We start from the raw sequence: 14,357 nt of genomic DNA, 5'->3' as shown, positions 1-14,357 counted from the left end.
TCTCACAGCGGAACTGTAATCCATGCTGAATTCGTTCATCCTGGAAGAGACATAGACCGCCGAGATAAAAGACTAAAGTCCGTATCTACACGGGCATCATTGACCATGGGTAAAGGCGGGAAACTCCATAAAGGTTTCTGCTCTAAAACCTACGATAAATGCCGAAGAATCAATCATCAGATCGGCCATATTGTTTCAAAGCGGATTGTCGAGATTGCCAAAAAGTTCAATTCTTCAGCTATAGTGTTTGAGAATCTTAAAGGCTGGAGGCCAAAGGGTGGCAAAAAGCGATCGAACCTGCGGCAAAAATTCCATGGATGGCTCAAATCTAAAATCCGAGATTTCACCGAAATGAAATGGGCGGAATTAGGCGGAAGAGTTGTAGAAGTTGTGGCAGCTTATACTTCAAAGTTGGCCTATGATGGTTCCGGCGTGGTCAAGAGGAATTCAAAAAAATACTCTTTAGCAACCTTCACCTCAGGTAAACGCTTTAATGCAGATTTAAATGGCGCTTACAATATCGGTGCTAGAGGTGTGTTTAAGCTCGTTTGCAGAAATGACAACGAGGGTCGTTCCAGCAAAAGATCTGGACGACCACCTAGAAGCTGGGTCTGCCTGTGTGACTTGTGGGTTAGCGGTAATCCTAAGTTAGCATAGGACACCACCACCTCGGGCGAAGCCCGACGCTACGCGAACGGCTTGCCAGGTGGTGGAGCTTCATATAGATGACAGACAAAATATATCGAATCAGGGGGTTTTAGCCCCTAAGTTATTTTCACCTTCCGGCTACACCATGGAGATGTTCAACTGCGATCACTGCGATCATTGTAGATTTACTGAGTGTAGGTTTACTGAATATGCCTGTGATTACCACTAGTGTTGATACTATTCTCAACCGTGCCTTAGGGGGTATTGATATATCACCCGATGAAGGGGTTGTGCTTTTGAAGCAAACTGAACCTCAGGCCGTAGCGTCAATTCAAGAAACTGCGGATCGGTTGCGCTATAGACAAGTCGGGGATACCGTTACCTATGTTATCAACCGTAATATCAACTTTACAAATATCTGTACCCAGCACTGTAGTTTCTGTGCTTTTCGGCGGGATGCCTCTGACGAGGGTGCTTATTGGCTCGATTGGCAGCAAATTCATGAAAAGGCAGCGGATGCGGTGCGGCGGAATGCTACAGAAATTTGCATGCAGGGCGGACTCAACCCCAAGGCAAAGATGAATGGGTCAACCTTGCCCTATTACCTAGGGTTGGTAAAAACCATTAAGCAAGACTTTCCTCAGCTGCATCTCCATGCTTTCTCTCCCCAGGAAGTGCAATTTATTGCTGAGCAAGATGGACTTAGCTATGCTCAGGTAATTGCTCAACTACAAGAGGCTGGTGTTGGTTCAATGCCAGGAACAGCAGCCGAGATTTTAGATGATGATGTCCGACGTATTCTCTGTCCAGAAAAGACGAATACTGCCACTTGGCTAGAGATTGTGTCAACAGCTCATCAACTGGGAATGCCCACAACCAGTACCATGCTCTCGGGTCATATTGAGACACCCCAACAACAAATGGCACACTTGGAAAAATTGCGATCGCTTCAACAAACAGCCCGTAACCAGGGATACCCTGGCTTAATCACTGAATTTATCTTACTGCCCTTTGTCGGACAGGAAGCTCCCAAACCATTACGTCATCGTGTTGGACGGGATCAACCAGTCTTGAAAGATGCTCTGTTACTCACAGCTGTAGCTCGGATTTTCCTAGGAAACTGGATTCAAAATCACCAACCCAGTTGGGTAAAACTCGGTCTTGCTGGGGCGACAGATGCCCTTAAATGGGGTTGTAATGATATTGGTGGCACATTAATGGAGGAGCATATCACCACCATGGCCGGAGCTATGGGGGGTACCTGTATGGAAGTAGAAACATTACAAGCAGCCATTCAATCCCTTGGGCGTCCCTATCAGCAACGAGATACGATCTACAGCTAAGATCAAGTCCAGTTAATCACTTCTAATCTGGTTGATACCATACCTGTTAATTAATAATTGGTAATTGATAATTATTAATTATTAATTATTAATTTACGAACAACCAATTTTAATCAGATTCAACGGTCACACAGAGATATAAGCCCTTATATTGATGTCCCTAGCAATCAAATCCATGACAAAAAAAAAGAAATCTTCTCTACTGCTAATTTTTGCAGCAGCCGTCTTGGTAGTAGGCGGTGGAGTAACCGCTTACTGGTTGCTAGTGCGGCGGCAGATTTTCCAACCAAATATTCAGGTAAGTACCCAGTTAGTTCCGCAAAATGCCTTCTTTACTGCATCAATTTCTACAGATTCCAAACAATGGCAGCAGTTGCTAAACTATGGCACAACTGAATCTCGACAAGTTTTGGAAAAACAGCTTGCTCAGTTGCAGGAAAATTTACTAACTGCTAACGGCTACAACTATCAGGAAGATATCAAACCTTGGTTGGGTCAAGACGTTACCTTAGCATACTTTAGCCCTAGAGAGTTATCACCAGCAGTCTTATCAAACGATCAATCAGTTTTTCCCAGTTTGATTGTACTACCCATTGACAAAGTAACCCAAGCAATGGAGCTGTTCAAAAAAGCCAAGTCTCAATCAGGGAAACAGTGGGTTGAGAGAACCTACAGAGGTATTCAGGTTTACGAAACGAACAAGAGTAACTCCCAAAAGTACTCAGTAGCAGTGCTGGGGCGTTTTCTAGTGGTGAGTGAAAACCCCAAAATTATTGATCAGGTGATTGACACCTACAAAGGAGCTATCTCGGTAGCTAGTAAAGCTGGTTACCAAGATGCGATCGCTCAGATTAAAACTGATCAGTCCTTTGCTCAGTTGTATATTAATCTACCAGCTTTTTTAGCCGCAGTAGCCTCTGATGCCCAGGAGCAGCCTGAAACAACAGCAGCTAAACCCTTAAAGCAAGACATAGTCACAACAGTAACCCTAGCACCAAAGGGGATAAGTTTTGAAGGGATTTCCTGGCTCAAACCCAGAAGCGCTGTTAAGGTCAGTAACCAAAATAGCGGTTCTTTTTTGCCTAGACGGATGCCAGCGAGTACCCTAGCCATTATATCTGGGGGTAACATCAGACAATTTTGGCAATACTATACCGAACAAGGAGCATTAAATTCTCTAATCCCCATTTCCCCAGACAATTTCCAAGCTGGATTGAAAACCACCTTAGGGTTGGATTGGGAAAAGGATTTACTGTCTTGGATGGAAGGGGAGTTTGCCCTAGCCTTAATACCAATGTCTCCCGAACAACTGGCGCTTCAGGATAACCCTTACTCTGCTCCCTTAGGAGCTGGGATAGCATTGATGGTAAAAGTAAGCGATCGCTCTCGTGCTCAAGCAACCCTACAGCAATTGGATGACTTAATCACCAATAATTATCAGTTACCCGTAGTAGAAACTCAGGTGAACGGTCAACCAATGGTGACCTGGACAGCTACTCTAGGAGGGGTGAATGCTACCCACGGCTGGTTAGAAGGGAATGTAGTCTTCTTCACCCTAGGAGCCCCCATTGCTAGTGAACTGGTCCCTCAACCCCAAAAGACACTACTTCAAGCACCTCTGTTTCAAAACACCGTACCAACCAAACCTAATCCCAACACTGGTCAATTTTTCCTTGATGTTGAGCGTACCCTCAACAGCAGTAATCTCAATCTCGCCCAACTATCAAGCCAGCAAGAAACCTTAGCAAAGGCAATTAACACGATCGGCTTAACGGTTGCCAAAATCGACCCCAATCGTACCCGCTTTCAACTTTTTGTTCAGTTGAAAAAAGAGCCTCAACCCAGTAAAGCTGCTGAAACTAAGAAGGGAGATAATCAGCAAAAACCCTAGAGACGTTATTAGGTATTAGGTAAGCAGTCAGCGGTCAGCTGATAGCTGATAGCTGATAGCTGATAGCTTAATAGCACTAGGCATTAGGCTTTAACTCATCCCTAAAGCCTAATGCCTAACACTTAACACCTTGACTTAACCCTCAAAAGTAAATTAACCAAGTCGTAGTTTATGCCATCGATACAGCACCAAATTTACTAGCAGCTTCCTTAAGGATTTCTGCTTTATCAGTTTCTTCCCAAGGCAAAATCAAATCGCTACGCCCGAAATGACCATAAGCTGCTGTGTCTTGATAGAAACGACCACCCCGTTCTGCGGGTAATCGGCGCAGATTGAAAGTTTGGATAATTCCAGCAGGACGCAGTTCAAAATGCTTGTTGACCAATTCCAGCAAAATCTCCTCGTCCACTTTACCAGTGCCAAAGGTTTCTACAAGGATACTGACGGGTCTAGCCACCCCAATCGCGTAACTCAGCTGGACTTCGCATTTTTCTGCTAAACCTGCTGCCACAATGTTCTTAGCTACATAGCGACAAGCATAGGCAGCGGAACGGTCTACCTTAGTGGGGTCTTTGCCAGAGAAGGCACCACCACCATGCCGTGAGTAACCACCATAGGTGTCTACAATAATTTTGCGACCAGTTAAACCGGCGTCACCTTGGGGACCACCAACCACAAATTTCCCTGTTGGGTTCACCAGGAAGCGTGTTTTATGATCCGGCTTAATCTCGATATCTTGGAAACAGGGTTCCACCACTGCTGACCACAAGTCATCTTTAATTTTTGCCTGGACAGCTACCTCATCGGTAATATCACCAATAGTGGCATCATGTTGGGTAGAAACCAGAATCGTGTCAATCCCAACCGGTTTGCCATCTTCATAAACCACACTGACCTGGGTTTTGCCATCAGGACGCAGGTAAGATAAATCACCGGTTTTACGTACAGCTGCCAGACGGCGAGAAACCCGATGAGCCAGGCTGATGGGCATGGGCATCAGTTCTGGAGTTTCGTTGCAGGCAAAGCCAAACATCAGACCTTGGTCCCCTGCACCAATGGCATCTAGTTCATCGTCACTCATTTCCTGCCGGCTTTCCTGGGCAGTAGTCACCCCTTGGGAAATATCAGGAGATTGCTCATCAAGAGCAACTAAAACAGAGCAACTGTTGGCAGAAAAACCATTGTCGGCATCAGTGTAACCGATTTCAGCAATTTTCTTCCGCGCCAAATCAATCAAATTGACCTGGGCTTGGGAGGTAATTTCACCAGTAATCAAGACCAAACCGGTGTTAACGACCACTTCAGCCGCAACACGGCTTTGGTGATCTTGAGCGAGCATAGCATCTAGGATAGTGTCAGAAATCTGATCACAGACTTTGTCAGGATGACCTTCGGTAACCGATTCAGACGTAAATAAATAGCGACGAGACAATTAGCAATTCTCCTTTAACTATTACTGAATAACCTGTATAGCATAGATCATTTTGGGTTGCTTGAACTCGCCACTATCAAAAATTTAATCTTAAATTATAGCATTTTAAATCCTGAATTAAATCCTGAATCCTTTTTCAGCATGATTTGACGAGTAAATAGTCAAAAAGTATAGTTTTGTTGACTATTGACCTATTTTTTAATTCATGAATCGTTAAACTCCATAATCCGAGCAACGTTTTATCCTCTCGCTCTGGTTCTTATGAAATTTTTAACATTTCACCCTTTGTGGCATTGTTAGGCTTGGCAAGGGTAATGATTCAGCTATCAGCAGTCAGTTATAAGCTAAAGAGCAGATTTCTGAACAAATAGGATCATCACCACCATTACATCCCTTACCAATCCCTTGCCATTAAGTTTTATTTAGAATCCCCTAAAACCTCCTTTAAAGCATTCAACACTTGCTCCACATTCTCTCGGCGAGAGTTATAACCCATTAAACCAATGCGCCAGACTTTACCTGCTAATTCACCCAAGCCGCCACCAATTTCCATGTTGTAATCATCCAGCAGTTTGCGGGTAACTGCCTTCCCATCCACCCCCTCTGGTATCCGAACCGTGGTCAAGGTAGGCAAACGAAATTCTTGCTCGACGTGACATTCTAGACCCAAATCAGCCAAACCTTCCCAAAGCAATTCAGCATTAGCTTGATGCCTTTCCCAACAAGCGGTTAGTCCCTCTTGAGCAACCAATCGCAAAGCTTCGCGCAAGGCGTAATTCATATTAATTGGAGCTGTGTGGTGGTAGGTGCGCTCGTCACCCCAATATTTGCTCAACATCGATATATCCAAATACCAATTAGCAACTTGGGTACGACGCTGGTGGAGTTTTTCGAGGGCACGAGCTCCCATGGTGAAAGGGGAAATGCCTGGTGGACAGCTAAGCCCTTTTTGGGAGCAACTATAGGCAAGATCAATGCCCCATTCATCAATAAACAGTGGCACCCCACCTAAACTGGTGACTGTGTCAACCAGCAGCAAGCAATTGAAATTTCGGCACAACTCAGCCACACCCTCCAGAGGCTGACGGGCACCGGTTGAAGTTTCAGCATGAACCAAAGCCAAGACAGCAGGACGATGGGTTTCCAAGCCTTCTCGGAGTTCATCAAGGGTAAAGACTTGCCCCCAAGGCTTGATTAGTTTACGGACATCAGCACCATAACGACCAGCCATATCCACGAGTCGGTGTCCAAAGTAACCCTTAACCCCAACTAAAACCACATCACCTGGTTCTACTGCATTGGCTAGAGTAGCTTCCATGGCCGCACTACCTGTCCCACTCATGGGAAGAGTCATCGGGTTATCAGTTTGCCAAGCGTAGCGGAGTAAGGTTTGCACTTCGTTCATCAGTGCGATGAAACGGGGATCCAGGTGACCAACTGGGGGCAGTCCCAAGGCTGTTAATATGGAGGGATGGGCATTAGATGGCCCTGGTCCGAGTAACAGCGTCGGAGGCATGTCTATATCGGTCAGGGAGACGCGATTATTATCTTTGATTGATGGAGTTGAGGTCATTTATTATATTAAGTGTTTAGTAAAGTAAGAGTTAACCAAAATAAATAATAACCCGAACGCGGCTATCCCCGTCTTCTAGGAAGTAAGACGGGACAAGAAATCAGCTTGAGCCTCAAGCACAGAGGAGATTAAAGAGGTCAACAAAACCGGGTGTATCTCATATTTTCAAAAAAAAGGAAAGTGTGGGAAGTGTGGGAAGTGTGGGGATTGTGGGAATTATCGCGCGAATTTTTGCTTAATTTCATCCATTGATATGCACCCAACAAAACCTAATCTGCTGGGATATCGGCAAAGATGCCAATGGCAATGGTGAGGTAAGCAGTTAAGCTGTTATGTATTTTTAATACACAACAGTTTACCAAAGATGTGATCCTCAAACAAAAGGAATTTGAATCTAGTTTGTTGACCTATAAAGGTAGGGCAAATGCATCTAAATTATGAAACCTTTATCCACTAAAAAAATAAATAACACCAGTTTGAATAAAAATAAATAAATAAATACCCTGAAACCATTATACCTGGGTTAGCCGGTTGTCAGGTTACCCGGTTGGCAGGTTGCAGGAAACAACCTTTAACCTTCAACGGATTAACCTTGGCCAAAAGGCCACGCGTGCGCGTTCAACCGCAAAGTAGGCTAGAAAATAAAAAGATTCGCGATCTGCACGCTTTAAGCGATGGACTGCGTCCCGCTTTCAGCGAACGCATGTTTGGCAAGCAATAGATTCAGGATAAATACTGTGGTTTTTAAGATTGCTTTATTAGGATTAGGGACGGTTGGTACAGGAACAGCAAAGATTTTACTCGACACAGCTGGACGTAACCCACTACTGCAAGGGATAGAAATTGCCAAGGTGGGAGTGCGATCGCTTGATAAGCCCAGAGAAGTGCAACTACCACTGGAGTTGATGACAACCGACCTAGAAGAAATTGTCACCAACCCAGAGATAGATATTGTAGTAGAGCTACTGGGAGGATTAGAACCAGCGCGATCGCTTATGCTCAAGGCGATTGCCGAAGGTAAACATATTGTCACTGCCAATAAAGCCGTTATTTCCCGCTATGGGGATGAAATTTTTGCGGCGGCGGAAGAGGCTGGAGTCTACGTCATGTTAGAAGCAGCCGTTGGGGGGGGTATCCCAGTAATTCAACCCCTCAAACAGGCATTGGGAGTGAACCGTATTCACAGTATTACTGGCATTGTTAATGGTACTACCAATTACATCCTGACCCGGATGCAACGGGAAGGGGGAGAATTTGGCGATATTCTGGCTGATGCCCAACGGTTGGGATATGCTGAGGCTGACCCTACTGCTGATGTGGATGGATTAGATGCCGCTGACAAGATTGCCATTTTAGCTTCTATTGCTTTTGCAGGACGGATTAAGTTATCTGATGTCCACTGTGAAGGGATTCGTCAGGTCAGTGCAGCAGATATTGGTTATGCTGAGAAGCTGGGGTTTGTAATTAAACTCTTAGCTGTAGCCAAGCGAGACCCAATGGCAACTGGGGATAACCCAAAGTCTGAAACTATTCAGCTGAGGGTACATCCTACCCTTGTGGCCAAAACTCACCCCCTTGCCAGTATCAATGATGTTTACAACGGGATTGTGGTAGAAGGGGAACCGATTGGACAAGTGATTTTCTCTGGTCCTGGTGCAGGTTCTGGTCCGACAGCCAGTGCGGTAGTGTCGGATATCTTAAACATTGCTGCTGTCCTCAAAACCGATCTCGAAGCCAAGCAACTACATCCTCTACTTAGTTGTGCTCATCAGCACTATTGTACTGTTGCTCCTATTTCAGACCTGGTCACCCGCTTTTATGCGCGGTTCCTCAGTCAAGACCATCCTGGTGTAATTGGGCATTTAGGCACCACTTTTGGCAAACATCATGTCAGTTTAGAATCTGTGGTGCAAATTGGTTTCCAAGGAAACTTAGCAGAGATTGTGGTCGTCACTCATGATGTGCGTGAAGGGAACTTCCGACAGGCTCTAGATGAAATTCAGACTCTAGAGGCAGTGGATAGTATTCCTAGCATTTTAAGAGTGCTGTGAAGGTTTAATAGTTGAAGGTTTAATAGTTGAAGGTTTAATCTTTTAGAGGGTTGAGGAAAGTCCTTCCGGGAAAGTTCAAACCATAGCCATTCCCGAAAGCTAGGTTGTTTGGTTGAAGTCTAAAAGTTGAAACCGTTTACCTCTGCCCTAGTCTTGATCTATGACTCAATCATTAACAATGAATCTAGTGCGCTGGCTCCCAATTGTTTCCACAATTTTTTGGCTAGTGACCCCAACTGTTGCTACTTCAAACTTGGGAACAACTGATTCCTATCCTGGTTCTTTATCTGTAGATGATGGTTGGCGATGGACTTCGTCCCGCTTTCAGCGAACGCAAAGCCAGTTAAATTTCACAAATTCCACACTTCAACCAGGCAACCTGCAACCTTGGCCAAAAGGCCACGCTACGCGAACAACCCTGACAGTACAAACAGTACAACAGTCACAAAACACAGTAACTCAAAACACAACAATACAGGATATCTGTCCACCGCCAGTGCTCTCCCGCTTAACTCGCCACCAAGTGGTTGCAGGTGAAACCGTCGAGAGTATTGCCAACCAATACAACCTTGAGGAGGCTACACTACTTCGATTCAATCCAGCCTTAAACCGGCAGTCAATGCCAGTGGGTCAAGAGATTCTGATTCCGCCATTCAATGGCATCTTGGTGAATGTGCCATTGAATGCCACTTGGCAAGACTTAGCAGACGCCTACGGTGTCCGTGCTGCCGTTTTATTTGAGTTAAATGGTTGTCAAAAACCCTCTAAGCAAGCCTTTATCCCAGGGTTGAATTCCCTTAACAGAAGTATTCCCACAACAACAGGGGAAACTCAGACTGTAGATAACTACACTGGATTGACTAATTATCCCTTACCAACTGTGGCACGGATAGGACTGGATTACGGCTGGCGGCAAGATGCTGGTGAGGATGAAAAGAAGTTTCACGCTGGTGTAGATTTACTGGCACAGGAAGGTACTCAGGTTTTTGCCAGTGATAGCGGTATCGTTGCCTATGCTGGATCACAAGATACTTATGGCAATTTGGTGGTGATTAATCATGAGGGAGGACGCCAAACCCGCTATGCTCACTTAAACCGTACTACTGTCAGTCCAGGTCAGCAGATTAATGTTGGACAGTTATTAGGGACAGTGGGTACTACAGGAAATCCTGACATTAACCAACCCCATCTACATTTTGAGGTTCGTTTGAATTCCCCTGGGGGTTGGGCAGCACAAGATCCAAAATTGCATTTGAAAATTACTCCATAGTAAGCATTGAGCTGACCAAGTTGATCGTCCATGTCCAATAGTCAGCTATTGCTCATCCTGATATAAACCCACTTTCCGCACTTCATTTTGTAGCACAAAAGAACTATCGAGTGCGATCGGCGAAGCCGCGCCAAAGGCGATCGCAAATTCTCTAATATAATCCGAGTAAAAATACTTAGTTGACCGAGAGTTCGCTGGTGCTTGCCGCGAACTTTTTTCAACTGAAGTTATTACGTATAAATAAACTAAAGCATTATATCCCTGTAGGGTGCGTTAATAACGCTACACCATAAGCGCGTTTAGAGGCCAGTTTTGCGTAAGTCCTATTCAAGTTATGGTCAATTCTCGCCAGTTTACGGGGTTTAACCCCCCATAGATAATATCGATTCATAGCTTAATATCAACCCAAGATTCCAACTGCGTACATTCTAAGGGTTTTGTTATCGAAGTCTTTACCTACTCCTGAGCAGGAAGAAAGTAGATCAAATTCCATAGCCTCTCAGGTGTGGAGTGAGGCAATTGACGATAACACAAGGTAACACGTATCACCATTCACAATTCGGGTTTAGGAAGGCTGTTCATGGGATTTCTCAACAATTTCAGTATCAGGTCAAAACTTATATTTATGTTGCTGGCTCTGAGCACTTGCTCGCTGTTCGTGACTGCTTATATCGGTTATCGGAGTGGTCAGTCTCATCTGAGCAAAACAGTATCAAACCAGTTAACCAGTCTACGAGCTTCCAAAGCAGATCAAATAGAATCATACTTTGAAGATATTCGTTATCAAACCCAGACCCTAAGTGAAAACTTAATGGTGGTCGAGGCGATGCAGGAATTTAAGACAGCCTACAACCAACTGCAGCAATCTAGGACACCAAATGATACACCAACTAATTTAGAGGACACCCTCAAGAAATACTACCGTAAGGAATTTTTGACCAAACTAGCGGAAACTAGTGACGGCAAACCTGTATTAGAATCTTACTTACCAGAAACCTCTGCGGCTCGTTACCTCCAGTACTATTACATCGCTACTAACCCCAACCCAGCTGGGGAGAAACATCTCCTAGATGAGCCAGAAGACAAGAGTGAGTACAGTAGTATTCACACCCGCTACCACCCGATTTTTCGCAATATTGTTGAAAAGTTTGGTTACCGGGATATGTTGCTGATTGATCCTAAAACCGGTGAGATTGTCTACTCAGTTTTTAAAGAAACTGACTTTGGCACCAGTCTCACTACTGGACCATACAGTGATAGTAACTTGGCTTTCGCCTTAGGCGACCTCCGAAAAGCCAAGGGAAAGGATTATGTGCAGATCTTTGATTTTGATTCCTACCGTCCTTCTTTTGGAGCCCCAGTAGCATTTATTGCTGCTCCCATCTATGACGGCTCCCAATTTATAGGTGTTTTGGCATTCCAGCTTCCGGTTAATCAGATTAACAATGTCATGACAGGTTACCGTAAATGGAAGAGTAATGGTCTGGGGGATACAGGAGAGATCTATCTAGTCGGAGAAGATTATCTGATGCGATCAGTTTCCCGTTTCCTAATTCAAGACCCGACAAAATATAGTAAAGACTTGCGAGAACATGGTGTAAAGGAACAGATCCTGAAGCGAATCGAGCAGTTCGGTACATCAATTCTTCAACAGCCAGTCAAGACAGAAGCTGTAAAAGCAGCCTTAGCTGGGCAAGAAGGCACCCAGATTATGGATGATTATCGGGGTATTGAAGTTTTGAGTTCCTACGCTCCCTTAAACATCGACGGATTGGAGTGGGTGATCGTCTCCCAGATGGCTCTTACCGAAGCCTATGCCCCAGTTTACGCTTTTCAAAAGAGAGTTTTGGTTTCAGCTGCTTTGCTCATACTGCTGATCACCCTAGTTGCTATGGGGCTCGCCCATGTGTTTGTCCAACCAGTAAGAACTTTAATTGCTAGCGCCCGAAAAGTCAGGGATGGACAAGTTGATGCGGTTGTGAATCTAGACTCGGAAGACGAATTTGGGGAGTTAGCTGAGTCATTTAATCAAATGGTTGGCAGCTTACGCACTCAAACTAAACTGGTCGAGGAGAAAAATCGCGAAAATGAAAAGTTACTGACAAGTGTATTTCCAGACTCCGTAGCCAAACGTCTCAAACGGGGAGAGACAAACATTGCTGATAGTGTTTCCAATGTTACGGTTTTGTTCTGCGACATTGCTGGATTCTGCAAGCTCTCTAGGTCTATGGATACCCATGAAATCATTGCCATTCTTAATGATATAGTAAGTCTGTTCGATCAAGCCACCGCCAAATACGGAATAGAGAAGATTAAAACCATTGGGGACAATTACATGGCAGTCTGTGGATTATCAATCTTACATCTAGACCATCAAAAACGGGCAGTAGATTTTGGCTTAGAAATACTAGCATTGACCCACCGATTCAGTCATGAGCGAGGATTTGATATAGACCTTGAAATCGGTATCCATTCCGGAGATATTGTTGCTGGCATTGTAGGTCGAGAAAAAGTGGTATACGACGTTTGGGGCGATACAGTAAATGTTGCCAATAAGCTAATGTTTTACTGCCCACGGGGAGCTATATTAGTGTCTCAAAATGTCTACAACAGTCTCCATGATATTTACGACTTTGAGCAGGCTGAGGACATCACAACTAATGGTAAAAATCAGCCGAAAGCTTGGTTGTTAAGAACTGCACAGGAATTAGTAGCTTCAACAGTGTAGACATCGGCTTTGCCCAGTTTTGCCCAATTGTGAAAAATCCAAGGGTAATCGGGAATTGGTACTGGGGAATTGGTAATTGATAAAACTATACTTGATTACATTATTTCCAGATTACCATAATACACGAAATTAAGAACCCCCACGCGAGCATTATCCCGTGGGGGATGAAAACTTTTTCAGAGGGTTAACCCTCTTGTTCAAGGGATCGTAAAAGAACGGGACAAGGAGATTGTTTTGATGAGCAAAGTAATATGGGAAAACGATTGGTTTATCTGGGCAATAGCCTTAGGGATAGGGTTTCCGTTCCTGGTAATTATTCTCACAGAAATTACTCATCGTTTACAAAGACGCGGTCAGCCTCTAGCAGCTACACTCTTTCTAGTTCGTAACCGTGTCCTACCGGTCTTAGTATTCCTGCTATTTATCCAGAATGTGCTTGAGTTAGACCTGGATAACAATCTTGTCAAGCTTGTCGAGACCCTGGTGTGGTTCTTTGTTATAGACGCCTCTCTGTCTCTAATCAATTCGGTTTTGTTTGAAGCCGCTGGGGAAAATACATGGCGAGGACGGATCCCAAAACTACTCCTAGATTTGTCAAGATTTTTTTTGGTAGCCCTTGGTGGTGCCATTGTGCTATCGAGAGTGTGGGGAGCCGACCTCGCTGGTCTAGCTACTGCCTTGGGTGTGGGTTCTATTGTTATCGGCTTGGCACTTCAGGACTCTCTGGGCAGCATCTTTTCTGGCATTACCCTACTGTTCGCTCGTCCCTTTGAAGTCGGTGATTGGTTGCAGATGGGAGACAAAGTTGGTCAGGTCATTGATATGAATTGGCGAGCTGTTCACCTGTTAACCCGCACAGGGGACATGATTATTATTCCCCATCGGGTACTTGGGGGAGAAATAGTCCTCAATTACAGCAAACCGAAACGGATTCATGTAGAAACCTTTAGGATTGACTTCGACAGTGATGATCCACCCAACCTAATTAAGCAAGTACTAAAAGAAACAGCACTGGCCACAGAAGGGATATTGAGTGATCCTTCCCCAGAGATCCGCACCATGGAATATAACGACTATCGCGGTAACTATGAGGTTAGGTTTTGTATCGAAGACTATCAGGATGCCCCCAAAATCCGTGAACAGTTGATGACCCGTATCTGGTATGCAGCCCAACGCAACAATCTTGGACCTACCATTCCGATCTATAGACTCCGTAAACTCGATAGTGAACCTAATCAGGCAGATAGCACTTTGACGAAGTTTACCGAGAGCCTGAAGTCAATACCTGTCTTTGTTCCTGTAGCTAAACAGCAAAAGAACTTGGAGAATTTCTCGAAAGGAGCAGTCCTACAACATTTCGGTGTGGGAGAAACAGTGATTCGTCAAGGGGATCCTGGTCATGCTTTGTACATTATTATTGA

The 14,357-nt window shown here is 44.7% G+C and carries 10 protein-coding genes; 8 read left to right on the top strand and 2 right to left on the bottom strand.

Annotated elements, in window-relative coordinates; genetic code table 11:
• From F6J94_RS18600 to F6J94_RS18590, 3 genes are all read left to right on the top strand, one after another.
• On the top strand, positions 1-657 hold a 657-nt coding region (locus F6J94_RS18600; protein WP_293043203.1), incomplete at its 5' end, for an IS200/IS605 family accessory protein TnpB-related protein.
• Between the two features lie 200 nt (positions 658-857).
• Positions 858-1,991, top strand: a complete 1,134-nt coding sequence (cofH, locus tag F6J94_RS18595; protein WP_293043200.1) for a 7,8-didemethyl-8-hydroxy-5-deazariboflavin synthase subunit CofH — start codon at positions 858-860, stop codon at positions 1,989-1,991.
• A gap of 175 nt (positions 1,992-2,166) precedes the next feature.
• Entirely contained in the window at positions 2,167-3,882 is a 1,716-nt protein-coding gene (locus F6J94_RS18590; RefSeq protein WP_293043198.1) for a DUF3352 domain-containing protein, read from the top strand.
• A 169-nt stretch (positions 3,883-4,051) separates the two neighbouring features.
• On the opposite strand, the gene metK is transcribed toward F6J94_RS18590, so the two are convergent.
• Together metK and F6J94_RS18580 are read right to left on the bottom strand one after the other, a co-directional pair.
• A complete protein-coding gene (gene metK / locus F6J94_RS18585) occupies positions 4,052-5,314 on the bottom strand; it encodes a methionine adenosyltransferase (RefSeq protein ID WP_293043196.1) in 1,263 nt (420 codons plus the stop codon).
• Between the two features lie 418 nt (positions 5,315-5,732).
• On the bottom strand, positions 5,733-6,887 hold the full coding sequence (locus tag F6J94_RS18580; protein WP_293043193.1) for an alanine--glyoxylate aminotransferase family protein: 1,155 nt from the start codon (positions 6,885-6,887) through the stop codon (positions 5,733-5,735).
• Positions 6,888-7,434: 547 nt separating this feature from the next.
• Between F6J94_RS18580 and F6J94_RS18575 the strand changes: the two genes are divergently transcribed.
• From F6J94_RS18575 to F6J94_RS18555, 5 genes are all read left to right on the top strand, one after another.
• Complete coding sequence (locus tag F6J94_RS18575; protein WP_293043190.1) at positions 7,435-7,608, top strand: hypothetical protein; 174 nt, start codon at positions 7,435-7,437, stop codon at positions 7,606-7,608.
• A 16-nt stretch (positions 7,609-7,624) separates the two neighbouring features.
• Complete coding sequence (locus tag F6J94_RS18570) at positions 7,625-8,938, top strand: homoserine dehydrogenase (protein ID WP_293043187.1); 1,314 nt, start codon at positions 7,625-7,627, stop codon at positions 8,936-8,938.
• 178 nt (positions 8,939-9,116) lie between these two features.
• Positions 9,117-10,208: a M23 family metallopeptidase gene (locus F6J94_RS18565; RefSeq protein ID WP_293043183.1), complete on the top strand. Its 1,092-nt coding sequence runs from the start codon at positions 9,117-9,119 to the stop codon at positions 10,206-10,208.
• A gap of 658 nt (positions 10,209-10,866) precedes the next feature.
• Positions 10,867-12,936 (top strand): adenylate/guanylate cyclase domain-containing protein, encoded by a 2,070-nt coding sequence (locus tag F6J94_RS18560; protein ID WP_293043180.1) that lies wholly within the window; start codon positions 10,867-10,869, stop codon positions 12,934-12,936.
• Positions 12,937-13,173: 237 nt separating this feature from the next.
• On the top strand, positions 13,174-14,357 hold a 1,184-nt coding region (locus F6J94_RS18555; RefSeq protein ID WP_293043177.1), incomplete at its 3' end, for a mechanosensitive ion channel domain-containing protein.

The organism is Moorena sp. SIO1F2, from assembly GCF_010672755.1.
Classification (GTDB): Bacteria; Cyanobacteriota; Cyanobacteriia; order Cyanobacteriales; family Coleofasciculaceae; genus Moorena.
The sequence above is the reverse complement of the archived record's forward strand: the minus strand, read 5'-3'. Positions and strand labels throughout refer to the sequence as shown.